Annotated in this window: 17 protein-coding genes; 7 read left to right on the forward strand and 10 right to left on the reverse strand. The window is 59.4% G+C overall.

The window, feature by feature from the left end:
- The first annotated feature begins 94 nt into the window (after positions 1–94).
- The 5 genes from Q1K31_RS06710 to Q1K31_RS06730 all read left to right on the forward strand — a co-directional run bounded on the left by Q1K31_RS06710 (position 95) and on the right by Q1K31_RS06730 (position 5,056).
- Complete coding sequence (locus tag Q1K31_RS06710; protein ID WP_300378072.1) at positions 95–1,426, forward strand: NAD(P)-binding domain-containing protein; 1,332 nt, start codon at positions 95–97, stop codon at positions 1,424–1,426.
- Positions 1,427–1,452: 26 nt separating this feature from the next.
- Positions 1,453–2,130, forward strand: coding sequence for a M23 family metallopeptidase (locus Q1K31_RS06715; RefSeq protein ID WP_300378075.1), 678 nt, complete (start codon positions 1,453–1,455; stop codon positions 2,128–2,130).
- A 128-nt stretch (positions 2,131–2,258) separates the two neighbouring features.
- A complete protein-coding gene (locus Q1K31_RS06720; protein WP_300378078.1) occupies positions 2,259–2,912 on the forward strand; it encodes a TetR/AcrR family transcriptional regulator in 654 nt (217 codons plus the stop codon).
- A 15-nt stretch (positions 2,913–2,927) separates the two neighbouring features.
- Entirely contained in the window at positions 2,928–3,977 is a 1,050-nt protein-coding gene (locus tag Q1K31_RS06725; protein WP_300378081.1) for an alpha/beta hydrolase, read from the forward strand.
- A 440-nt stretch (positions 3,978–4,417) separates the two neighbouring features.
- Positions 4,418–5,056: an OmpA family protein gene (locus Q1K31_RS06730; RefSeq protein ID WP_300378084.1), complete on the forward strand. Its 639-nt coding sequence runs from the start codon at positions 4,418–4,420 to the stop codon at positions 5,054–5,056.
- A 60-nt stretch (positions 5,057–5,116) separates the two neighbouring features.
- On the opposite strand, the gene Q1K31_RS06735 is transcribed toward Q1K31_RS06730, so the two are convergent.
- From Q1K31_RS06735 to Q1K31_RS06765, 7 genes are all read right to left on the reverse strand, one after another.
- Positions 5,117–5,764: a hypothetical protein gene (locus tag Q1K31_RS06735; protein ID WP_300378086.1), complete on the reverse strand. Its 648-nt coding sequence runs from the start codon at positions 5,762–5,764 to the stop codon at positions 5,117–5,119.
- Between the two features lie 179 nt (positions 5,765–5,943).
- On the reverse strand, positions 5,944–8,172 hold the full coding sequence (locus Q1K31_RS06740; RefSeq protein WP_300378088.1) for a 3-hydroxyacyl-CoA dehydrogenase NAD-binding domain-containing protein: 2,229 nt from the start codon (positions 8,170–8,172) through the stop codon (positions 5,944–5,946).
- Positions 8,173–8,194: 22 nt separating this feature from the next.
- Complete coding sequence (locus Q1K31_RS06745; RefSeq protein ID WP_300378090.1) at positions 8,195–8,407, reverse strand: hypothetical protein; 213 nt, start codon at positions 8,405–8,407, stop codon at positions 8,195–8,197.
- Positions 8,408–9,613, reverse strand: coding sequence for an acetyl-CoA C-acetyltransferase (locus Q1K31_RS06750; protein ID WP_300378092.1), 1,206 nt, complete (start codon positions 9,611–9,613; stop codon positions 8,408–8,410).
- Positions 9,614–9,659: 46 nt separating this feature from the next.
- Positions 9,660–10,823, reverse strand: a complete 1,164-nt coding sequence (locus Q1K31_RS06755; RefSeq protein ID WP_300378094.1) for an acyl-CoA dehydrogenase family protein — start codon at positions 10,821–10,823, stop codon at positions 9,660–9,662.
- A 161-nt stretch (positions 10,824–10,984) separates the two neighbouring features.
- On the reverse strand, positions 10,985–12,766 hold the full coding sequence (locus Q1K31_RS06760) for an acyl-CoA dehydrogenase C-terminal domain-containing protein (RefSeq protein WP_300378096.1): 1,782 nt from the start codon (positions 12,764–12,766) through the stop codon (positions 10,985–10,987).
- Positions 12,767–12,857: 91 nt separating this feature from the next.
- Positions 12,858–13,334: a MerR family DNA-binding transcriptional regulator gene (locus tag Q1K31_RS06765; protein ID WP_300378098.1), complete on the reverse strand. Its 477-nt coding sequence runs from the start codon at positions 13,332–13,334 to the stop codon at positions 12,858–12,860.
- A gap of 224 nt (positions 13,335–13,558) precedes the next feature.
- Here Q1K31_RS06765 and Q1K31_RS06770 point away from each other — a divergent pair, with 224 nt between their 5' ends.
- A complete protein-coding gene (locus Q1K31_RS06770; RefSeq protein WP_300378100.1) occupies positions 13,559–17,119 on the forward strand; it encodes a peptidoglycan-binding protein in 3,561 nt (1,186 codons plus the stop codon).
- An 18-nt stretch (positions 17,120–17,137) separates the two neighbouring features.
- On the opposite strand, the gene Q1K31_RS06775 is transcribed toward Q1K31_RS06770, so the two are convergent.
- Genes Q1K31_RS06775 through Q1K31_RS06785 form a run of 3 tightly spaced genes read right to left on the reverse strand, consistent with a single transcriptional unit; the run spans position 17,138 to position 20,608 of the window.
- Positions 17,138–17,896 carry a hypothetical protein gene (locus Q1K31_RS06775; RefSeq protein ID WP_300378102.1) on the reverse strand — a complete coding sequence of 253 codons (759 nt, stop codon included), beginning with the start codon at positions 17,894–17,896 and terminating at the stop codon, positions 17,138–17,140.
- Between the two features lie 43 nt (positions 17,897–17,939).
- The gene (locus Q1K31_RS06780) at positions 17,940–19,580 is read right to left on the reverse strand and encodes a cisplatin damage response ATP-dependent DNA ligase (RefSeq protein WP_300378104.1); all 1,641 of its coding nucleotides are present in this window, start codon (positions 19,578–19,580) and stop codon (positions 17,940–17,942) included.
- Positions 19,580–20,608: a ligase-associated DNA damage response exonuclease gene (locus Q1K31_RS06785; protein ID WP_300378105.1), complete on the reverse strand. Its 1,029-nt coding sequence runs from the start codon at positions 20,606–20,608 to the stop codon at positions 19,580–19,582. The genes Q1K31_RS06780 and Q1K31_RS06785 overlap by 1 nt, the downstream gene beginning before the upstream one ends.
- A gap of 119 nt (positions 20,609–20,727) precedes the next feature.
- On the opposite strand from Q1K31_RS06785, the gene Q1K31_RS06790 reads away from it, so the two are divergent.
- Positions 20,728–22,203: a serine hydrolase gene (locus Q1K31_RS06790; RefSeq protein WP_300378107.1), complete on the forward strand. Its 1,476-nt coding sequence runs from the start codon at positions 20,728–20,730 to the stop codon at positions 22,201–22,203.
- The last annotated feature ends 30 nt before the right edge of the window (positions 22,204–22,233 follow it).

A 22,233-nucleotide genomic window follows, 5' to 3' on the forward strand; every position in this document is an offset into this window, starting at 1 on the left:
TGGCCTGCTTCCGTTGCGTGAAATTGACGATCTCGAAAGCGTCGATACCATCCCTTCAAAAGAGCGCAATACATCGCGCCACGGGAGGTATGAATTGGCATTCGACGGACAGTCCAAAGGCAAGGCCTGCATTATTGGCGCAGGCTGTTCCGGTTTCACCATGGCCAAGCGGCTCAAGGATTACGGCATTCCGTATGATTGTTTCGAGATGTCGGACGGCATTGGTGGCAACTGGTATTATGGCAACCCCAACGGGCTTTCTTCCTGCTATCAGAGCCTGCACATCGACACGTCTAAATGGCGGCTCGCCTTCGAGGATTTCCCGGTCCCGGACGACTGGCCGGATTTTCCCCATCACGGACAGCTGCTGCAGTATTTCAACGACTATGTCGATCATTTCGGCCTGCGTGAGACGATCACTTTCAACACCAAGGTCGAGAAGGCCACACGCAAGGAGGATGGCTGCTGGGCGGTGACGCTGTCTACAGGCGAGACCCGTGAGTATGAGTGGCTGTTCGTGGCCAATGGCCATCACTGGGACGCGCGTACGCCGGATTATCCCGGCGAGTTCGACGGCCATCAGGTCCATTCCCATCATTATCGCGATCCGTTCGAACCCTATGATTTTCGCGGCAAACGCGTTCTTGTCGTTGGTGCGGGTAATTCCGCGATGGATATTTCCTCAGAGCTGTCCCAGCGCCCGATTGCCGAAAGGCTGTTTATTTCCATGCGGCGTGGCGTCTGGGTCCTGCCGAAATACATGAATGGGGAGCCGGCCGATAAATCCGTCCTGCCGGGCTGGATGCCAGCAAAGATCGGACGCAAGCTCGCACGTGCCGCCATCAAGAAACGGGTCGGGCGTATGGAAGATTATGGCCTTCCAAAGCCTGACCATGAGCCGCTTGATGCTCACCCGTCGGTCTCCGGCGAGTTCCTGACCCGTGTCGGTTGTGGCGATATCCACCCCAAGGGCGCGATGGAGCGTCTCGACGGCGATGGCGTCGTTTTCAAGGATGGAACGCGCGAACAGATAGATGCGATCGTCTGGGCGACGGGTTACAATGTCAGCTTCCCGTTCCTTGAAGATCCGGAAATCCTGCCCAAGGACAACAAGATCAAGCTGTTCAAGCGCATGGTCCGGCCGGGTTATGAAAACCTGTTCTTCCTGGGGCTCGCCCAGCCCCTGCCGACCCTGGTGAACTTCGCTGAGCAGCAGTCAAAACTCTGCGCGGCGAAGATCAATGGCGACTATGAGCTGCCCACGCGCGATGAGATGTGGCAGATCATCGAGGAAGACGAGGAATTCCACCTTGGCCACTTCTACGATGCACCGCGTCATACAATGCAGGTGGATTTTAACGCCTACGTAAAGGATCTCATGAAAGAAATAGAGCGGGGGCGGAAACGGGCGAAGGCACCTGCCTGAACCCGTCAAAGCCATGGAACGCTGCTATGAGATATCTTGCGCCAGTCTGTTTGCTGCTTGCGCTTTTGAGTGCGGGGTGTGCTTCCTCGCCGGATAGGGTCAGACCGCCGACGGCCATTTCAACGACGGCGTCGGTCAAGGCCGAGCAGGGGCCATTCCAGCCGGATGCCAATCTCTATCTCTGTCCGAACGCGACCATAACCAATGCCTTTGAGGCCGACAGCGGCAACCGGGTGATGAATTTCAATCCGGTTGTGCTGGTCGATGGGAAGGTCGTGATGACGCCCGTGCCGGTCAATAATGCCTGCATGACATCCGGCTTTGGCAGGCGGTTCGGACGCACCCACAAGGGACTTGATCTGAAAGCCCCGCTCCCGGCAACCATATATTCAGCTGCGCCGGGCATAATCCGTGAAGCCGAGTATGGCAGTGGTTTTGGCAATAATGTCGTGATTGATCACGGGCAGGGCATTTTCACCCGCTATGCACACTTGGAGCGTTTCGCGCCGGGGATTCGTCCGGGGGTCGAAATCGGTTTCGGACAACCGCTCGGCACGATGGGACAGTCCGGCAATGCAACAGGCATTCACCTCCATTTCGAGGTGTTGAACGGCAATTACGATAATGCCCGGCGTTCCTTCGGGCTGAATGCGCGTAACCCGCTTTCCTTTCCGGCATATGGAATGCAGACGGCGAAAAGATAGCCACTTGTATTGGCAGCCTGTGAGCGCAATCAGGCAGGGTGCCGCTGGTAGCTGCAGTATGCACTCATACAAAGTTGACGAAGCGTCATGAATTTGTTTGCTACGTTTTCAGGCAAGGCGGACAGTTCATGGCAATAGCAACAAAGACAGGCGTAACCAGCGGCAAGCGTGCGCGGACAAAAGCGGCCAACAGGCAAGCGATACTTGCCGCGGCCCGCCAGGTATTTGCGCGCATAGGTTTCGATGCCACGACGATTCGCGACATCATCCGGGAGACAGATCTCGCTGCGGGAACTTTCTACAATTACTTCCGGTCAAAAGAGGAAGTTTTCGAGGCGATTGCCGATCAAAGCACCCGGCGGTTCCGTCCTCTCCTGCAAACTGTCCGGGAGCAGGCAACCAGTTTCGAGGAATATATAAGCGCCGCCTACAGGGCGTATTTCAGTTTCCTGAAAGCGCAGAATGAAGAGGCTGTGCGCGATGGGGCGCCGCATATGGCGCTGATCGGCGTACGCGTCGATACGCCGGAAATGCATGCCATCTTCGATGAGATCCGGATTGACCTCGAAGAGGTCGCGCGGACAACCAACATATCGCTCGAGGATTCGGAATTTCTCACTGCCGCCGCGATAGGGATTGCACGCGAAATCGGTGATCATATGCTGAAGCGGCGTCCGGCCGATGTGGAAGGCGCAACCCGTTTTGCCACGACGCTGTTGCTGGATGGCGGCAAGGCCCTTGCGACTTACGGCGAGAAGGACCCAGCCCCCTCCGCGCACTGAACAGGAGAATCGCGAATGAGCCTTCAGGCCACGATAGCCAAGCTGCTGCTGAAGCTGCCTGACAGTATGCTGGTGAAGATGAGCGGCGGTAAGCCCGTCGAAATCAATGGCCGGGTGCTTGATCCACAGTTCCAGTTCATCGCACACGGCGCGCAAAAACAGCCCGCGATGTCTTCCCTGACCGCTCAGGAAGCGCGAGCTGCTTCTGCCATGGGGCTGGCGATGTTCGCCGACAAGCCGGAAAGTGGGGTCGACTGGACGGATGAAGAAATACCTTCCAGTGCGCGCCACAAGATCCCGGTGCGGCTCTATCGCCCGGAAAACCAGGACCCAAAGGCGCCGGTCATGGTCTATCTCCATTTTGGCGGCGGCGTGATTGGCGATCTTGAGACCAGCCACGTCTTCTGCACGATGCTGGCCAAGCGGGTGCGCTGCCCCATCGTTTCTGTCGATTACAGGCTTGCGCCAGAGCACAAGTTTCCGGCGGGTCTCCAGGACTGTATCGATGCCTATGAATGGGCGTTGCGCAATGGCCCCAGGCTGGGGGCTCCCTCAGGAGCCGCCACGATTGGCGGTGACAGTATGGGAGGGAATTTCTCCGCAATTGTCACACAGGAGATGATGCGCGAGCGCAAACCGGTGCCGCTTCTGCAATTGCTTGTTTATCCCGCGACAGAGCTTGAGACAGAGTTCCCGTCCTATACCGCATATGGTGAGACCTATCCCCTGTCTGCCGATACGATGCGGTGGTTCATGGAGCAGTATCTGCCCGACGGTCAGGACAAGTCGGACGTGCGCCTGTCACCGGCACAGGAAACGCGGCTGGATGATCTGCCGCCAGCCATTATCGCCACGGCTGGATTCGATCCGCTTGTTGATGACGGAGCGGCCTATGCCGAACTGCTTCGCCGCTCGGGCGTGGACGTGACCTATAAATGTTATGATGGCCTGGCGCACGGCTTCACAGCCTTTACAGGCGTGGTCAAGAAAGCCCGTGAGGCCTGCGAAGAGATCGCCGGGCTTGTTGCCGAAGCTTATGCCGGACTGGATGTCCGGGAGGACTAGTCGGGGCAAGAGATTGTCGGGATTTGTGTAGCGCACAGTGAAGACCCGTCAGGCGGTGTCCTTCACGTCGTAATGGCCCTGTGCCGACCGTTAAACGGACAGCAGTGCCAACAGAAATTCTTTTTGTGTCGAGTAAAGCTAGAGAAAAGATGCAGCGTAAGCGGCAACTGAAAGCAGGACGACGAAACAGATGAATATGATGCGCATGACACAAAACCGTAACATGATCTGTCAGTAAGCGCACGGACTGTTTTCAGCTCGTTATCCTGTTCAAACGTCCCATCAATTCTCCTGGCCGCGGTTGTGCGTAGTTCATCCGGCAGGTGTTACCCGTCCGAATATTTACATCACGAAAGATGAAGGAACGTTAGGAATACATGCGCGTTCACAAGAACAAGTTCCTGAACGGAGCCTTTGAGACCAAGAGGAGAGAACCACAAATGAAAACCTTTATGATCGGCATTGCTGCTGCTGGCATGACACTGACAGCCTGCCAGAGCGGCGGCCTCTCACAGAATCAGGCTTATGGCGCAGGTGGTGGTGCTCTTGCGGGCGCAGCACTGGGCACGCTTGCTGGTGGTGATGATGGACGTAATGCCGCCATTGGCGCTGCTCTTGGCGCGCTCGCCGGTGGTGCAGCAGGCACCTACATGGACCGTCAGGAGCGTGAGCTTCGCCAGCGGACTGCCGGTACAAATATTCAGGTGGAGCGTCAGGGCGACCAGATCGCCATGACCATGCCGTCCAGCGTAACATTCGCAGTCGATAGTGCTGACCTGAAGCCGGAATTTTACGGCCCGCTGAATGAAGTGGCGGCAACCCTGGTCAACTATCCAAGAACTGCTGTAGATGTTGTTGGCCACGCATCGGCCGATGGCCCGGATGACTATAACCAGCGCCTGTCAGAGCGCCGCGCGAATTCTGTGGCAAACTATCTGACCAGCCAGGGCGTTCAGCCGGTCCGTATCCAGGCACGCGGTATGGGCGAGTCCCAGCCGATTGCAAGTAACGATACCCAAGCTGGCCGCGCTGCAAACCGGCGCGTGGAAGTGCTGCTAACGCCAGTCACACAAAGCTAGGCATATTGCACAATTCGTTCGAATAAGGCCGCAGGTTTTATGATCTGCGGCCTTTCTGATTCAGGCGTCTCCCGACCCTGTTCCTTCAGGGTCGTTGGCCAGTCCATTCAGCATCCAGTTGGCCATGAGGCTGAACTGGCGATCATAATCTATGGGGACGGGATCTTTGTCGCCAAGAATGACTTTCCTGAATGCCATGGTGGAGGCATTCGTGATGATCATGTTGGCAGCCACACGCGCGGTCGAGTAATTGACCGGGCCGCCTTTCGACTTGACGAGGCGTTCCGCAACGGCAGCCGTACCCGGTTCGACGAGGTACCGGACATAGGCGGCGAAAATGTCCACATCGATCAGGCTTTCACGAATGCCGAAGACGTGCGCGTTGATGTAGCGGCTGTCCTTGCTCATCTGCTTGGCAATTTCCGTGTAATCCTCAATAGCTTCGTGGATCGTTGGAAATGCCTGACCGAGCGCTGCACGCAGCGGTGCAACACTGTCGTGAAAATGTTTGAGAAGAGCCAGTACCAGACCGGTCCTGTTCTCGAAGTAGTGTTTCAAGGTTGGTTCGGAGGTCTCAGCGGCGATCGCCATTTGCCGGAGCGAAGGAACGAAGACGTTCTCCGTGAGGACGTAATCGGTCAGCTTTTCAAGCAGGGCGACGCGTTTTTCTTGATGATCCTGATTTTTGACACCAACGGGCCTGGCCATGCGTATTTTTCTCCTGATGGGCGAGTATCGCTGAGCCAGTCACGCCTCACAATAGAATTATTACATAACCTTAATTAAGAGTGCTGAATTTTGATGAGCGACGAAGTTGTCCCTGTTGTCCACAAAAAAGCCGGAGCGTGCGCCCCGGCTTTCGATTATCAGTCTGAGTTGCCTGCTTTTTAGGCGGCTGCTTTCTGTTTTGCATCGGCCGGCGGAAAGCGGTCATAGAACCCTTCGCCCTTGGCGGCCATGTCTTTGAGAAGCTGTGGCGGTTCGAAACGTTCACCATACTTCGCAGCCAGCTTCTCGGCTTCTTCGACGAACGGTTTGATGCCCCAGATCAGGTCGACATAAGAGCAGCAGCCGCCGGTATAGGGCGCGAAGCCCCAGGCCAGGATGGAGCCGATGTCGCCATCGCGCGCATCCGTGATGACGCCTTCCTCGAAGCAGCGGGCCACCTCGATCGCCTGACGGATCAGGAACCGGTTGGTCAGCTCTTTCTTGAGGTCTGGCGGACACTCATCGACCTTGATATCCATACGGGTGTTGAGGTCGGGCCAGAGCTTCTCCGGCTTGCCCTTTTCATTATAGTCGTAAAAGCCCTTACCAGCCTTGCGGCCGACCCGGCCACTATCCTCGACCAGCCAGGCCAGGAACTGCGTGCGGTCATCCTTCTGGATGTCCTGGCCCATAGCTTCAGCGGTGGCGCGGGTCACCTTAAGCGCGGTATCGAGCCCCACGGAGTCGGAGACTTCCAGTGGCCCCATCGGCATACCGGACTGGCGTCCGACATTCTCGATGATGGCAGGCTTGATCCCCTCGGCCAGCATTTCCATGCCTTCGCGTGTATAGGTGCCGAAGCAGCGCGAGGTATAGAAGCCGCGGCTGTCATTGACCGAGATCGGCGTCTTGCGGATGGCGAGGACATAGTCGATCGCCTTGGCCAACGTTGCCTCGCTTGTCTCCTTGCCGGAAATAATCTCGACCAGACCCATTCGCTCGACCGGCGAGAAGAAGTGGATGCCGATGAAGTTCGTAGGGCGCTTGGACGCCTTGGCGAGACCGGTGATCGGTAGAGTGGAGGTATTCGACCCGAAGACGGCGTCTTCGCCGAGGACGGCTTCCGCTTGTTGGGTGATCTTGGCTTTCAGCTCCTCGTTTTCGAACACGGCCTCGACGACGAGGTCGGCACCCTTGACGTCGTTATAGTCGTCAGTCGTGGTGATTAGGTCGAGCAGCTTGTCGCCTTTCTCCTGGGTGGACTTGCCACGCGAAACATCCTTCTCGACAAGACGGCGTGAATAGTCCTTGCCCTTCTCGGCATTCTCCTTGGAGACATCGACAAGAACGGTCGGGATGCCGGCCTTGGCCTGGACATAGGCAATGCCTGCGCCCATTAGGCCGGCGCCGATGACGGCGATCTTCTTGAACTCGGTCTTGGGGTGGCCTTCCGGACGGTTGCCGCCCTTCGACAGGGCCTGCGTCGACAGGAAGAGCGAGCGTATCATCGCCTTCGACTCTGGCCGCTGTTGGGTGTTGATGAAGTAGCGTGTCTCAATGCGCAGGCCAGCGTCGATCGGCACCTGGATGCCTTCATAGACGCAGGAGAGGATGTTCTTCTGGGCAGGGTAATTGCCATAGGTATTGGCCGCCAGCATCATGTTGGACATGGTCGCGACCTGTCCGGCGCCCGGGTGCTTGTGCACCACGCCACCCGGCACCTTGAAGCTTTTTTCGTCCCACGGAGCTTTTGCTTCCGGGTTCGCCTTCACCCAGGCTTTCGCCTTTTCGACGACCTGGTCGCCGGACGCCAGTTCGTTGATAACGCCCATCTTGTGGCCTTTTTCGGCGTCGAAGCTTTTGCCCTGAAGGATCAGGGGAAGCGCTTCCTGGACGCCGACTAGGCGCGGCAGACGCTGTGTGCCGCCGGCCCCCGGCAGGAGACCGATCTTGGCTTCCGGCAGGCCGAATTGCTGTTTGGGATTGTCGTTCGCCGCGACGCGGTAGTGACAGGCGAGCGCAACCTCAAGGCCGCCGCCAAGGGCAAGCCCGTTCAGCGCGCAGGCAACCGGCTTGCCGCAGGTTTCCAGCTCGCGCAGCGTCTTGTTGAGCGCGAACCCCTGATCGAAGCGGGCTTTGAGTTTTTCATCCTCGCTCTGGCTGGCGCTCGCGCTTTCCGAGCGGTTACCCATCTCGCCGAGGTCTGCGCCGGCACAGAAGCCGCTGGGCTTGCCTGACGACACGACCAGGCCCTTGATCTTGTCGTTCTCGGCAACCTCTTTGGAGATTGCAATAATGTCGGCAACAGCCTGACCGGTCAGCGTGTTCATGCTGCGGCCCGGCACGTCGAATACGGCGTGTGCGATACCATCGCCGTCAATGTCGAATTTGAAGGTTTCGAGTTCCATCTCTTGTCGTTCCTCTTGAAGACTAGTCCCGGGTGGGATCGTCATCTTCTGTGCTGTCCTGTTTGTTTTCTTCCCTGAGCTGGGCCTTGCCGAAGGCCGGGGCGAGCCCGATCCCGATGGCGAGCCCGGCGCCGATAAAGGCCATGTTGCCAAGTGCGACGCCAAGCCCCGCCCCAATGGCAATGCCGATTGCTATTCCGACCGGCAGGCCTTTCTCGAACGCCTCATTGCCCATCTAGACACGCTCAATGATCGTGGCTGTGCCCATGCCCGCGCCAACGCACAGTGTGACGAGGGCGGTTTCCTTGTCGGAACGCTCCAGCTCGTCGACCATGGTGCCGAGCAGCATGCCGCCGGTCGCGCCCAGCGGGTGACCGAAGGCAATCGCGCCGCCGTTTACGTTCATCTTCTCGTGTGGAATGTCGAGCAGGTGCATCATCAGCATCGGGACGGAGGCGAACGCTTCGTTCAGCTCGTAGATGTCAATGTCGCCGACATCCATACCAGCCTTCATCAGGGCCTTGCGCGTCACAGCCGTCGGGCCTGTCAGCATGATGCCCGGCTCGGACCCGATGGACGCCATGGCGCGGATGCGGGCACGTGGCTTCATGCCCGTGCGCTCGCCCATTTCCTTCGAGCCGAAGAGAACGGCAGACGCGCCGTCCACGATACCTGAGGAGTTCCCGGCATGGTGAACGTGGTCGATGGCTTCAAGCTCGGGATAGCGCTGCTTGATAACCTCGTCGAAGCCCATGCCGCCCATGCCTGCGAAGGAGGGCTGAAGCCCGGCCAGCGACTGCATGTCGGCTTCCGGGCGCATGTGTTCGTCATGGTCGAGAATGGTTGCGCCCATCTGGTCCTTCACCGGGACGATGGATTTCGCAAAGCGGTTTTCCTTCCAGGCGGTCGCGGCGCGCTTCTGGGACTCGACGGCATAGGCATCGACATCATCGCGGGAGAAGCCCCACTTGGTGGCGATCGTGTCAGCGCCAATGCCCTGCGGGGCGAAATACGTTTTCAGCGCGACCTGCGGGTCGGTGGACCACGCGCCGCCAGCTGCGCCCATCGGCACGCGCGACATGCTTTCCACGCCGCCACCGATGGCCATGTCGGCCTCGCCGGACATCACCTTGGCGGCCGCCATGTTGCAGGCTTCCAGACCCGAGGCACAAAAGCGGTCGATCTGAACGCCAGCGGTCGTCTCGGCATACTCTGCGTTCAGCACTGCGATACGGGCAATGTCGCCGCCCTGTTCGCCAACCGGCGAGACGCAGCCAAGAACGACATCGTCGACATATTTGGTGTCTAGCTCATTGCGCTCACGCACTGCCGAAAGCGCCTGCGAGGCGAGCGACAGGGACGTGATTTCATGCAGCGAACCGGTTTTCTTGCCTTTGCCGCGCGGGGTACGCACGGCGTCGTAAACATAGGCTTCGGTCATTTCGGGAGCTCCTTTCAGGATAACTTCAAGTCTTGGGATTCTGGGATTACATCGTCCGTGCGATCAGCATCTTCATCACCTCGTTGGCGCCGCCATAGATGCGCTGGACGCGGGCGTCGGCATACATCTGGCCGATCGGGTACTCGTCCATGTATCCGTAGCCGCCATGCAGCTGCAGGCACTCGTCGATGATCTTGCACTGAAGGTCGGAGATCCAGTATTTCGACATCGACGCGGTGGCCGCATCGAGCTTGCCCTGGATCAGCAGTTCCGTGCAGTGATCCGCGAAGACCTTGGCGACGGTCGCTTCTGTCTTGCATTCGGCGAGCTTGAACTGCGTGTTCTGGAAATCCCAGATCGTGCCGCCAAACGCCTTGCGCTGCTTGACGTACTCGACTGTCTCATTGATGGCGCGCTCGATCATCGCCACGCCTTGTAGCCCGATGATGTGACGCTCCTGCGGCAGCTTCTGCATCAGCTGCACGAAGCCCTGGCCTTCTTCCGCGCCGAGGAGGTTCGAGGTTGGCACGCGCACATCATTGAAGAACAGCTCGGATGTGTCGGCGGCTTTCTGGCCGATCTTCTCAAGGTTGCGGCCACGCTCGAAGCCCTCGACCTCGTCGGTTTCGACGCAGACGAGCGAAATGCCTTTCGCGCCCTGGCTCGGGTCGGTCTTGGTGACGACAACGATGAAGTTCGCGGTCTGGCCATTGGAGATGAAGGTTTTCTGGCCGTTGATGACGTAGTGATTGCCATCCTTCTTGGCGGAGGTCTTCACCGCCTGGAGGTCAGAGCCGGTGCCCGGCTCGGTCATCGCGATGGCAGCAATCAGCTCACCGGAGGCGAGCTTCGGCAGCCACTTCTTCTTCTGTTCCTCGGAGCCGAAAGCCTCGATATAGGGCGCGATGATGCCATTGTGCAGCGTGATGCCAAAGCCGTCGATGCCCTTCCACTGCTGCTGTTCGATGATGACGGCCTCGTGGCGGAAGTCACCGCCGGCCCCGCCATACTCTTCCGGCATGGAGGCGCAGAGGATGCCAGCCTCACCGGCCTTCTTCCACATCTCCTGCGGGACGTAGCCCTGCTTGCGCCATTCATCGACATGCGGGGCGCATTCGCGCTCAAAGAACTGTCCGACGGCGTCGGAAAAGATCGAGATTTCTTCATCCTGGCGCCATTTGGCTGGCGGTACATCAAGGACGTTTTGCATAGGGTCCATCTCCCTTGGCGTGGCTTGACGACAGGTTGTCGTTTACGTTCACGTCAACATATACGGCTCGGCGTCTTGTGGCGCGAGTCCTCACGCAACGTCATCTTGCAGCATTTAGCAGACCCCGCTTTCCGGAGCGGGGCTGGCTGGTATTTTGCCGCCTAGAAGCGTTCTGCATCCAGCGCCATCACCGGGTCTGCGCCCGTCTTGAGCTTGGCGAGATGTGCGCCGGTTTCCGGCAGGATGCGACTGATATAATAGCGTCCTGTGACGAGCTTGTCGTCATAATACGGGTCGCTCCCGCGTTTCTCGAGCGCGGTTTTCGCCATCTTCGCCCACATATAGGCGAGCGCGGTCAGGCCGAAAAGGTTGAGATAGTCGGTCGAAGCCGCCCCGGCATTGTTGAAGTCGCTCATGCCGTTCTGCATCAACCAGGTCGTGCCGTCCTGAAGCTGCGCCTTGGCGTCGGACAGGGCGGCAATAAAGGGTTCGAGGTCGGTATTGTCCTGGTTCTCACCGATGAAGTCATCAACTTCGGAGAAGAAGGTGAAGACTGCACGCCCGCCATTTGCGGCGAGTTTCCGGCCGACAAGGTCAAGCGCCTGGATGCCGTTCGTGCCTTCATAGATGAGCGTGATGCGCACATCGCGTACGAACTGTTCGACGCCCTGCTCAGTGGTGAAGCCGGTCCCGCCATGCAGCTGGAGAGCGTCGTTACACGCTTTCAGGCCACGATCTGTCAGGAAGGCTTTCACGACAGGCGTCAGCAGCGCCATGTAGTCGCCGGCCTTCTCGCGCACTTGTTCATCGGGGGAGCGGTGCAGGAGGTCGCCATGCAGTGCCGTCCAGTAGGTGAACATGCGCGCACCTTCGATGAAGGCCTTGCAGTCCATCAGCATGCGCCGGACATCGGGATGGACGATGATCGGGTCGGCGGGTTTCTCAGCCACCTTTGGCCCGGTTAGCGAACGGCCCTGAAGCCGCTCACGCGCGAAGTCTGCGGCATTCTGGTAGGCGGCTTCGGCCTGGCTGAGCCCCTGGAGGCCAACGCCGAGGCGGGCTTCGTTCATCATGATGAACATGGTGCGCATGCCCTTGTGTTCATCGCCGACCAGCCAGCCGGTCGCATCGTCATAATTCATGACGCAGGTGGCATTGCCGTGAATGCCCATCTTTTCTTCAAGACCGCCGCAGGAGACGGCGTTACGCTCTCCCGGCGTGCCGTCCTCATTCACGATGTATTTCGGCACGACGAAAAGCGAGATGCCTTTGATGCCTTCTGGGGCACCCTCGATGCGGGCCAGCACGAGATGGATGATATTGTCTGTCAGGTCCTGCTCGCCGCCGGAAATCCAGATTTTTTGCCCGGTCAGCTTGTAGGAGCCATCCTCTTGCGGAATGGCCTTGGTCTTGATGAGGCCCAGGTCGGTGCCGCATTGGGGCTCAGTCAGATTCATCGTCCCGGCCCATTCGCCGGAGGCCATCTTCGGCCCATACTTGGCTTTTTGCTCATCGGAGCCGCCAGCCATGAGGGCCTCGTATGCCCCCGATGTCAGCCCGGGATACATGCCGAATGCCATGTTGGCGGAGGACACCATTTCACTCAGTGCCGTGGCGAGGATACGGGGTAGCCCCTGTCCGCCATGGTCAGGCGATTTCGCAAGAAGCGGCCAGCCATTCTCGACAAACTGTTTATAGGCGTCGGGAAATCCGTCCGGTGTCTTGACCGAAGCGTCGTCGCCGCGCACGCAGCCCTGCTGGTCCCCGACCCGGTTCAGTGGAAGCAGGACGTCGCGGGCAAACTTGCCGCCTTCCTCCAGGATCTGGTCCACGATATCGGCTGATGCCTCGGAGAACCCTTCGAGGTTGGAGTAGTTCTGCAATGTCAGGACATCATGGAAAATGAACTGCATGTCGCGAACAGGTGCTTCATAGCGCGGCATGTATAATTCCCTCAATAAAACAACGCGGCGTTTGCCATAGCAGGCATGACGCCGCGCTGTCAGCCCCGGTGATCAGGCCGTGTGCGGATGATCAGGCATCGTCGAGCTGTTTACGCGCAACAGCATCATAAGCTGCAGCACGTTCAGCATTTTCCGGCGAGGGGCCGACCTTGGCGAGGTCGTTCTCCAGCCATTCAATACCCTTGCCCAGTTCAATCAGCGCGACGTCGATGTCTTCGCGCTGGTTCTGGAATTCCGCGACCTGGTTGCGGAATTTCTCGAGGGTCTTGCGCTTCTGGGCGCGCTCATTGTCACCCAGCCCATAAAGGTCGAGGATTTCGCGAATATCGGCGAGGGGCAGACCAAGCCGCTTCATGCGGACGATGATGGTCACGCGGGCGCGGTCGCGATGAGAATAGACGCGGGTCATGCCGTCACGCGCGGGGTGGAGCATGTCCTTGTCTTCATAGAAACGCAGGGCGCGCGGCGTGATGCCAAATTCGCGGGCGAGTTCCGAGATCGTGTAGGTGCGAGACTCGGCGATGGAGAGTGAAGCTGTATCAGGCATAATTGTGAATATTACTCAGCCTTACGCGAACGTCAACGTCATCTTTCCGTTTCCGTTAAAGTAAAGGCGATTTTTCGGCCTCGGCGATAATATGAAGAATTTATCGCTTTGTGTTTACCTTTTTAACCGGGCTTTAAGACGAAGCTTACCATCCAAGTCATGTTTAATGGCTAATGGCGCGCCACCAGAGGGGGCTGACGTCACGGTTTACTGGAGCGGCCAAGATGACAAAACAGGGTCCATGGAGCGTCAAGGGAATTGACCACCGAGCCCGGGAAGCCGCGCGTGAAGCTGCCCGCGAGGAAGGCCTTACAATCGGGGAATATATTAACCGGATGCTTCTGGAAGAGGATGACAGCTCGTCGATGAGTCAATACAGGCACGGGCGCTACACAAATGCGATGGAAGACATGCCGCAGGCTTCGCGCGCACGCAGCGGCGGGGCTTTCGACCAGTTGATCGAGCGGCTGGAGGCGGTTGAAGCACGCTCCACACTTGCCCTGACCGGGATAGACCAGTCGATTGTCGGCCTGGTTTCGCGTCTCAACAAGACAGATGTGAAGTCCGACCGTGTGGCCGGGAATGTCGAGGCCCTCATGGATGATCTCCGCGACACGCGTGAAAAACTCCAGAGCAAGATGCGCGCGCTAGAGGAAGATGAGAGTGGCCATCGCAACCTCGAATCACTCAGGTCGCTCGAGCAGGCTGTTAGCCAGCTCTCTCAGCGTATGTATGACGAAAACTCCCGTCATCGGGATGATACGGCATCGGTGCGCAAAAAGGTCGAGTCCGATCTCGAGGATATGGGAGCTCGTGTGGAAGGCATTGAAGGGCGTGTCGATGCCAGGCTTTCCGAGATGGAGAAGTTCAGTGAACGGGTAAACGCCGTCGAGGATGACGTCGCAGGGGCGCTCTCGTCGATCGAGGCCGTCATGAACCGTATGCACGAACGATTGCACGCAGCGGAGTCGTCAACCAACGCAGCCCTTGAGGGGCTGGAAAAGACATTTCACCGGCTGGATGAACGCATTGATGCTATTGCCGAAGCCGCTTCGCCTGAAGCGGCTGCCAAACTCAGAGCTCAGTTCGAGGACAGGTTTGAGGGGCTCACAGCCGAACTGCGCCACTCAATTGAATCCTCGCGCGTAGAGCTGGCGCGTGAGATCGAAGAGGCCGTACAGGCTGCTCCGGAAGCGCTTGAAGGCCTGGAGAAATCTGTCGCGGGCCTGCAGCAGCGTATGTCCGCGAATGAAGCGCGTTCAGGCCAGGCGCTTGAAAACATGACCGGGCAGGTTCGGAAGATATCGTCGGCTCTCGACCGGCGGCTGCGTGAGGTCGAGGCACGCGATCCCGGTGAGGCGGTGGAGGGCGTTCGCAACGACATGCAGCGTCTTTCGCAGGATGTCAGCCAGCGTTTTGACAGCTTTAGCGCCCAGAGTGACGAGGTTATCGACAAGGTCACCGCACAGATGAATGCGATGGCCGACGAATTCGATTCCCGTGTTGGAGAGAGTGAGCGGCGCAGTGCTGATGCGATTGAGCAGGTCGGCGAGCAGGTTGCGAATGTGGCCCAGCGTCTCCAGGCACGCCAGGAGCGTGCTTTCACCGAGATCAGGGATGAGGTGGACCAGGCGCGCAAGCAACAGAATATGCGCCTTTCCGATGCGCTCTCCGGTGTCTCCGAGCGACTGGACAAGATGCATCAGAAGCAGGAAGATTCCCTGTCACCCGTCCAGAAGGCCATCTCATCACTGGCAACACGGCTTGAGGCGGTCGAAGACTTTACCGTGCCACCGCACGCGGAAACCGAGCCCTATGATGCGCCGGAGTTCGCTGCTCCGGCCTTGGATCATTTCGGCGATGTCACGGCCTCGGCAGAAATGCTTGATAAGGACGAGCAGGGCAAGCCGGACGACCGTCCGCCAGCCTATCTGGTCGAGGGTGACGAGGCGTCCGATGAATCCCTCTTTGCGCCGGGCTTCGAGGAGTTCGCGTCCGACGAAGAGGCCCTTGAGGCAGACGAAGAGTTCCAGGCCGGCGTGCCGGACCTTGCCGAGCTTGAGGAAGAATTCAAGCTGGAAGACACGCCCGCGGCTGGTGATGAAGCCGTCTCAGACGAGTTCGAGCTGGCAAGTGTGTCTGAAGATGAGGTGCCCGAATACGAAACCGAACTGATGGGCCTTTCCGATACAGAAATCGGTGACCCACTGTCTGAACTTTCCGGCTGGGATGATGGCCGTGAAGAGACGCGCGAGAGCGATATTTTCGGCGAAGATGGGGATAGCCCGGCAAAGGATGAGTTTGTCGCGCCTGAGTGGGTCGATGATAGTGTCGGCCATGATGTGCAGGACTTCATGGGCGAGACCGATAATACCGAAGAATTGTCTTCCTCATCCGAAGAGGCTCCAGACGATCAAGACGGCGTCGAGGCGATGGATTATCTTTCCCGCGCCCGCCGGGCCGCACTTGCAGCAACGAATGATACGGGCGCGCGCCATGTTTATGAAGCGCAAGGGGGGCGGCGCTCGAAAGTGCCCCTGGTCGCGGCCGTTTCGATCATGGCGCTCGCTGCTGCAGCCGCAGGAACGTTTGTAACCTTGCGCGGCTTTCAGGGTGATCCGGGCCGGGCCAGCCTTCAGACGGGCACGACGAATTCATCCGGGCCTGGCTCAGCTTTGGCTGCGAAGGGCGAGCTGACGTCGGTGGCCAGCCTCGCCATGGCGGTTCCCACGGAGGAAATGCAGCAGGATGGCAGCCTGTCCGATGATGACGCGGTTTTAGCCGAACCCGCCGACATAGAGCCCCTGCAGCCAGAAGAGCTTGCCGGACTGAGCGAGAGCGAGGTGGCTGAGGTCGAGGAAGAACTGTTTGATGAAGAAAGCCCCGATGGGGCAGCTGAGTCTGAAGCTCCTGCGGATACCGGGCAAACAACAGAAGTCGATTTCGTCAGCCTGCCAACTGTACCTGAAAAGCCGACGCTGGAGGAATCTGCGGCCAGCGGCAATTCGGTCGCGCAGCTGTTGCTGGGCGAGCAGAAGATTGATGAAGGTGATTATACAAACGGGCCGAGCCTTGTGCGCAAGGCCGCCGAAGGCGGAGAGCCGGCGGCGCAATATCGGCTGGCCAAACTGCATGAGCGCGGACTTGGTGTCCCGAAGGACCTCGAAGCAGCGCGTGACTGGACCCAGCGTGCTGCCGAAGGCGGGAACGTCAAGGCGATGCATGACCTGGCAGTCTATTTCGCAGAGGGCGAAGGCGGCCAGAAGAGTTATGCCGCTGCCGTTGAATGGTTCCGCAAGGCGGCTGGCTATGGCCTGACCGACAGCCAGTACAATCTCGCCGTGCTGTATGAATCCGGCCTGGGCATCACCCAGAGCCAGACGGAAGCCCTCTACTGGTATGAGATTGCTCACATGCAGGGCGATGATGGCGCCATGGGCCGGATCGAGGAGCTGCGCGACAGTCTTTCAACCGACGCGGTCCAGCAGGTGGAAAGCCGGGTTGCTTCATGGGCAGCCTCCCAGCGCCCGCTCTCGCCGAATGGCAATTTCAGCAAACAGCCCTGGCAGGACGGCGGCTCCAATGAGCAGGTTGCCGCGATCCAGACAGTGCTTGGCGCGCTCGGCTATCAGGCCGGACCAGCCGACGGCATACTGGGCGAAGGGACGATATCCGCCATACAGGCCTATCAGTACGATACCGGGCTCCAGCCGACCGGCGAGATCACTCCGGCGCTCGTGAAGAGCCTGAACCAGACGGTCGACGTCACCGTCCGTACAGGCTGAGCCATACTGGCGTTGTGTCTACTCGAAAGCCGGCCGGGCGCCATGTGTGAGCCGGTGCCAGAGCAGGTATAGTCCGGCCAGTACTGTCACGATGGCAAGACCATGTGTGCCGAGGCGAATCCAGTTGTTGATTGCGATCCCGGCAAGTCCCCAGCCGAGGGCTGTAAAATAGAATAGGCCGCGGCTCACCCATCGCGTATAGAGCCATGTCAGTATTGCTGCCGGGATGAGGCAGAAGCATAAAGAGACCCAGACCTGGTCGGTCGGCTCCAGGTCACGCAGGATGCGCATCAACCGTGGGAGAGAGATTGAAACCGCCACCACAGCCCAGCCTGACAGCAGGCCTGTGAGCGCTGCGGCCAGCAGGCGCCGTGCTGTGCCATCCCAGCCGCCCATCCTGTGCAGCCTGAAGGAGCTCTCCCAGGCAAAGATTAGCAGCGGTATCAGGACCACGAAATTAAGCCATTCATTGCCCATTAGCTGTGCGGCAAGCATCCAGCCGATACTTGCCAGGCCCGCGAGGATCAGGGGCGGCGCAAGACGGCGCTCAAGGTGCCCCGGCTTCATGATGGCCAGTACGGCAAAACCGAGGTAAAGCGCGAAGATCACGCTCCAGATAGAGAAGAAAGGGCCGGGCGGCAGCTCGGGCGGTATGCCGCCATCGCGGGCCTGCGCGCCTATAGTCTGGCCCAGGCCCAGGAAGGGCAGCAGGGGTGCAGTCCACTGGCCAATGGCAATCGCCAGCAGCAGGATGCCTGAACGGGGTTTCATTGTCATTGTATGTGGCAGACCTCTTTGCCGGATACCAGGGACAGTACGTTCAGCCTTCCGTGAGCGGATCAGCCGGCAGCAGCTTTTGAAGTGTTTCCAGGCGGTCGGCTTCCCCGGCGGGCTTGTCCCAGCGGATGCGATTGATACGTGGAAAGCGCATGGCGAGGCCGGACTTGTGACGCGGGCTGCGTTGCAGACCCTCGAAGGCGATCTCGAGCACCAGCCCCTTATCCGCTGTGGCGGTCACGGCCCTGACGGGTCCGAACCGGTCGATCGTGTTTTCACGGACGAATTTGTCGAGTTGTTTCAGCTCCTCGTCGGTGAACCCGAAATAGGCCTTGCCGACAGGTGTCAGCTCATCGCTCTCTTCGCCCGCGCGCCAGACCCCGAAAGTGAAATCCGAGTGGAAACTCGACCTGCGCCCATGCCCGCGCTGAGCGTAAAGCAGCACCGCGTCGACCAGAAACGGATCCTGCTTCCACTTGTACCATGGGCCTGTCGGTCGACCGGCCTGATAGACGCTGTCCCAGCGTTTCAGCATCAGCCCTTCGATTTCAGGTGCTGGCGGCCTGTTGCGGGCTTCCTCAAGCGCTTCAAGCGTTGTGATGGGCACCAGCGGCGACAGGTCTATTCGCTCGCTGGCGAGACGTCCGACAAAACCTTCAAGCCGCCTGCGCCGTTCGCGGAAAGGCAGCGGGCGCAGGTCTTCATCGCCTTCCACCAGAAGGTCATAGGCGCGGATGAAAGCCGGACGGGTCTCCATCTGTTTCTTCGTGACCGTCTTGCGATTGAGACGTTGCTGGAGCTCATTGAAAGGAGCGACCTCGCCATTCGGCGCGCGGATCAGGAGCTCGCCATCGATGGCGGCCTCGAAATCCATGCCTGCCAGAACATCGGGGAAGGTATGGGAGATGTCGTCGCCGGTTCGGGTATAGATACGACGCGTACCTTTCTCTGAGACCGCCTGAACGCGGATGCCGTCATACTTCCATTCCGCTGCAAAGACAGCCGGGTCGATCATGGCAGGATCAATCGCATCCGGATCATCCCGCTTGTCCTTTGTCACCAGTGGATGTGCCAGCATGACGGGCCTGTACGGTGCGGCAATGTCAGGGGATGGCTTGTCCGCCTTGCCTTCAAGCCAGTCGAAGAGGCTCTCATAGGGCGCTTCCAGCCCGTGCCAGATTTCCTCGATTTCTGCAGGCGCGATGCCTCCCATCTCGGCAAGGGCCACTTTCGTCAGACGGGCAGACACGCCGATCCGCAGGCCGCCAGTGACCATCTTGATCAGCGCCCAGCGGCCTTTCGGATCGAGCTGGTCGAGCCATCCGGCCACCAGCTTCTCGCCTTCTGCGCGGGTGGCGCCAAGCAGTGTCTCGACGACATCCTCTATGGGCGGGGTCCGGTTGGCGCCATGCGACCCCGGCCAGATCAGGCTGGCAGTTTCTGCGAGGTCCCCGACATAATCATAGGAGAGACGGAACAGTTCATGATCAGTGCGCGCCTCGACCAGCTTGCGGATCGTGCCGGCTTTCACGGCTGGCAGGTCCAGCTCTCCCGTCAGAACTGCGAGCGCCCATCCGCGCGCAGGTGTGTCCTGGGTCGAGAAATAGTTCACCAGAAGCGCGATCTTGCCATTGCGTGACGGGGTCAGTATCAGCCGCTCAAGAAGGTCGGAGAAAGCCTGCATCAGGTATCTTCCTCCTCATAACCGACCAGCCGGAGCGGCCTTGCCTTGCGCCCTTCCAACTCAGCCCAGCGGACCAGCGCGTCCTCGCGGCCGTGCGTAATCCAGAGTTCTTCCGGATCGACTTCGCGCACCGTGTCAGTCAACTCGTCCCAGTCGGCATGATCGGAGATGATCAGCGGCAGCTCGACGCCGGACTGTTTGGCCCGCTGGCGTATGCGCATCCAGCCACTGGCGAAGCAGGGCAAGGGGTCCGGGAAGCGCCTACCCCACTTGTCATGGAAGGAAGATGGCGGGCCGAGCACGATCTTGCCGCGAAACCGCTCCTGTGCGCCACGTTCCGATGTCTCCAGCGTGGCGGGCGCCAGTGGCCCAAGCTCAACGCCATGATCCTCATAGAGCTCGCATAGTTTCTCAAGCGCGCCGTGGATGTAGAGGGTTTCGTCATAACCGGCTTCACGCAGATGCTTGATGACGCGCTGGGCCTTGCCGAGCGCATAGACGCCGACAAGGTGCGTTCGCTCTGGCAGCATCTCCACGCTGTCGAGTAGCTTGGCGATCTCGCCTTCAGTCTCCGGGTGCTTGAAAACCGGCAGGCCGAATGTGGCTTCCGAGATAAAAACATGCGTTTCCGGCACAGGCTCGAATGCCTGGCAGGTCGGGTCGCGCCGGCGTTTATAGTCCCCGGTGCAGACCATGCGCAGGCCTTTCCACTCAACGACGGCCTGCGCTGATCCCAGCACATGCCCGGCTGGGGAAAACCAGACGGTCACACCGTTTACCTCGACCGCTTCGCCATATTCCAGGGCCTGCGTCGTTCCGGCGAAGTCCTCGCCATAGCGGGACGCCATGATGGCGAGCGTCTCGGGTGTGGCCAGGACATGGTCGTGGCCCGCCCGTGCATGATCTGCATGGCCATGGGTAACCACTGCCCTGTCCACTGCGCCACGGACGGGGTCGATATAGAAGTCCCCGGGTGGGCAGTAGAGGCCCTTCGGGGTTGGTTTCAGCAGCAGGTCAGGCCGGATCATCTGTCTGATATAGGACGGCTCGTGCTTTTTCGACTGCCTTGTTTCTGCCGCTTCTGCATGTGACAGACTGATGTCTTTTACGCCGGAAACGTATCCGGGGGAAGTTAAGGGAGCTTGATTTGCAACGTATTTTTGCTTGCGCACTGGCCGCAGCGCTTCTCCTGCCGACGACGGCAACCGCCCAGGAAGGCGGTGAGACCGAAATCATGAAGCGCGCGCTCGCGGCAGGTTACAAGGCGCTTTTCACCTGTTCGGCCACCTTCACGGCAGACCAGTCCCGCTCAGAGATAGAAGCCAATGAACTTGATGGCATCTACCTTGATTACCGTGAGCCTATGCGCAGCGTCTCAGAAGCCAATATCCGGGACCGGACGCGTACGGTCGCTGTGCGTTATGCACGCGGGGAGCCACCACGGATTGCAGCCTGGCGCTCGGGATTTGGGTGTTCGCTTCTTCCCATCGGTGCGGACCCGCAATCGGCTGACCGGCTGCCGCGTTTCAGTGGTGGGGTCGAACGCAAGACCAGCGATGCGTCGACCGCGATCGGTGCGAATGTGAGCCTGGTCGAAGCGTCGGCTTACCAGAGACGTCTGGAACCGGCTGTCAGCTTTGCCTTTGATGGCAGCACATATGGCCAGGACACCCGCACCAGCGCCGTCGTCGTGGTGAAGGACGGTCAGTTGATAACAGAGCGCTATGCGCGGGGCATTGATGCCACAACGCCCCAGCGCACATGGTCAGTCGCAAAATCCCTCTCGGCGACGATCATCGGTGCGGCCCTGGAGCAGGGCATGATGGAACTCGACTATCCGGCTCTTGTCCGTAACTGGACGATGGGGGGCGATCCGCGCCGCGAGATTACGCTCAGGGATGTCCTTCAGATGGCCAGCGGACTTGATTCCGGTGAGGCTGGTAACCGGACGGACCGGACCTATTTTGGCGGCGCGCGTGTTACGGATACGGCCATCGTAAACCCGCTGGAGGTCAGCCCCGGCACACGGTTCAAGTATGCCAACTACGACACCCTGTCAGCCATGCGTGGTCTTCGGGAGGCGATGGATGATGACCGTCTCTACTGGCGCTTTCCCTATGAGGCCGTTCTCTGGAAGATCGGCGCCCTGAACACGACGCTGGAGACCGACTGGGCCGGGGACTTTGTCTCGTCGAGCCAGGTCTGGATGACCGCGCGCGACATGGCCCGGCTTGGCCAGCTCTATATCCAGGACGGCATGTGGGGAGATGAGCGCATCCTTCAGAAAGGCTGGGTCGACTTCGTGTCAACGCCGGGGCCAGCCCAACCGGACCGGAGTGATCCGGACTCTTTTGGGTATGGTGGAAGCTTCTGGCTGCTCGACCGGTTTGACGGTATCCCCAGTGATACTTTTGCCGGGATCGGCAATCGTGGACAGTATCTCGTCATCGTCCCGTCGCGGGGGCTCGTCATCGTGCGGCGCGGCTATGATACCGCTGAAGGTGGACGCTTCGACATTGTCTCGTTCACACGCGATGTGATCTCGGCAATAGATTTTGGCGATACCGACCGTCTGGACGCCCAGATGCGCGCCTCCGAAGCCGAGGCTGAGTATAACGACTAGGCAGGCATCGCAGAGCGGCAGTGTCCGCGC

Origin of the sequence: Henriciella sp. (genome assembly GCF_029936995.1) — a bacterium.
In the GTDB taxonomy this organism is placed as follows: Bacteria; Pseudomonadota; Alphaproteobacteria; order Caulobacterales; family Hyphomonadaceae; genus Henriciella.

Excerpts from the sequence above, each read along its gene's own strand:
- Q1K31_RS06745 (WP_300378090.1), bottom strand. The coding sequence starts at position 8,407 with ATGGGCAATGAGGCGTTCGAGAAAGGCCTGCCGGTCGGAATAGCAATC.
- Q1K31_RS06760 (WP_300378096.1), bottom strand. The coding sequence starts at position 12,766 with ATGCCGCGCTATGAAGCACCTGTTCGCGACATGCAGTTCATTTTCCAT.
- Q1K31_RS06720 (WP_300378078.1), top strand. The coding sequence starts at position 2,259 with ATGGCAATAGCAACAAAGACAGGCGTAACCAGCGGCAAGCGTGCGCGG.
- Q1K31_RS06755 (WP_300378094.1), bottom strand. The coding sequence starts at position 10,823 with ATGCAAAACGTCCTTGATGTACCGCCAGCCAAATGGCGCCAGGATGAA.
- Q1K31_RS06715 (WP_300378075.1), top strand. The coding sequence starts at position 1,453 with ATGAGATATCTTGCGCCAGTCTGTTTGCTGCTTGCGCTTTTGAGTGCG.
- Q1K31_RS06725 (WP_300378081.1), top strand. The coding sequence starts at position 2,928 with ATGAGCCTTCAGGCCACGATAGCCAAGCTGCTGCTGAAGCTGCCTGAC.
- Q1K31_RS06770 (WP_300378100.1), top strand. The coding sequence starts at position 13,559 with ATGACAAAACAGGGTCCATGGAGCGTCAAGGGAATTGACCACCGAGCC.
- Q1K31_RS06785 (WP_300378105.1), bottom strand. The coding sequence starts at position 20,608 with ATGATCCGGCCTGACCTGCTGCTGAAACCAACCCCGAAGGGCCTCTAC.
- Q1K31_RS06780 (WP_300378104.1), bottom strand. The coding sequence starts at position 19,580 with ATGCAGGCTTTCTCCGACCTTCTTGAGCGGCTGATACTGACCCCGTCA.
- Q1K31_RS06765 (WP_300378098.1), bottom strand. The coding sequence starts at position 13,334 with ATGCCTGATACAGCTTCACTCTCCATCGCCGAGTCTCGCACCTACACG.
- Q1K31_RS06750 (WP_300378092.1), bottom strand. The coding sequence starts at position 9,613 with ATGACCGAAGCCTATGTTTACGACGCCGTGCGTACCCCGCGCGGCAAA.
- Q1K31_RS06775 (WP_300378102.1), bottom strand. The coding sequence starts at position 17,896 with ATGACAATGAAACCCCGTTCAGGCATCCTGCTGCTGGCGATTGCCATT.
- Q1K31_RS06730 (WP_300378084.1), top strand. The coding sequence starts at position 4,418 with ATGAAAACCTTTATGATCGGCATTGCTGCTGCTGGCATGACACTGACA.
- Q1K31_RS06740 (WP_300378088.1), bottom strand. The coding sequence starts at position 8,172 with ATGGAACTCGAAACCTTCAAATTCGACATTGACGGCGATGGTATCGCA.
- Q1K31_RS06735 (WP_300378086.1), bottom strand. The coding sequence starts at position 5,764 with ATGGCCAGGCCCGTTGGTGTCAAAAATCAGGATCATCAAGAAAAACGC.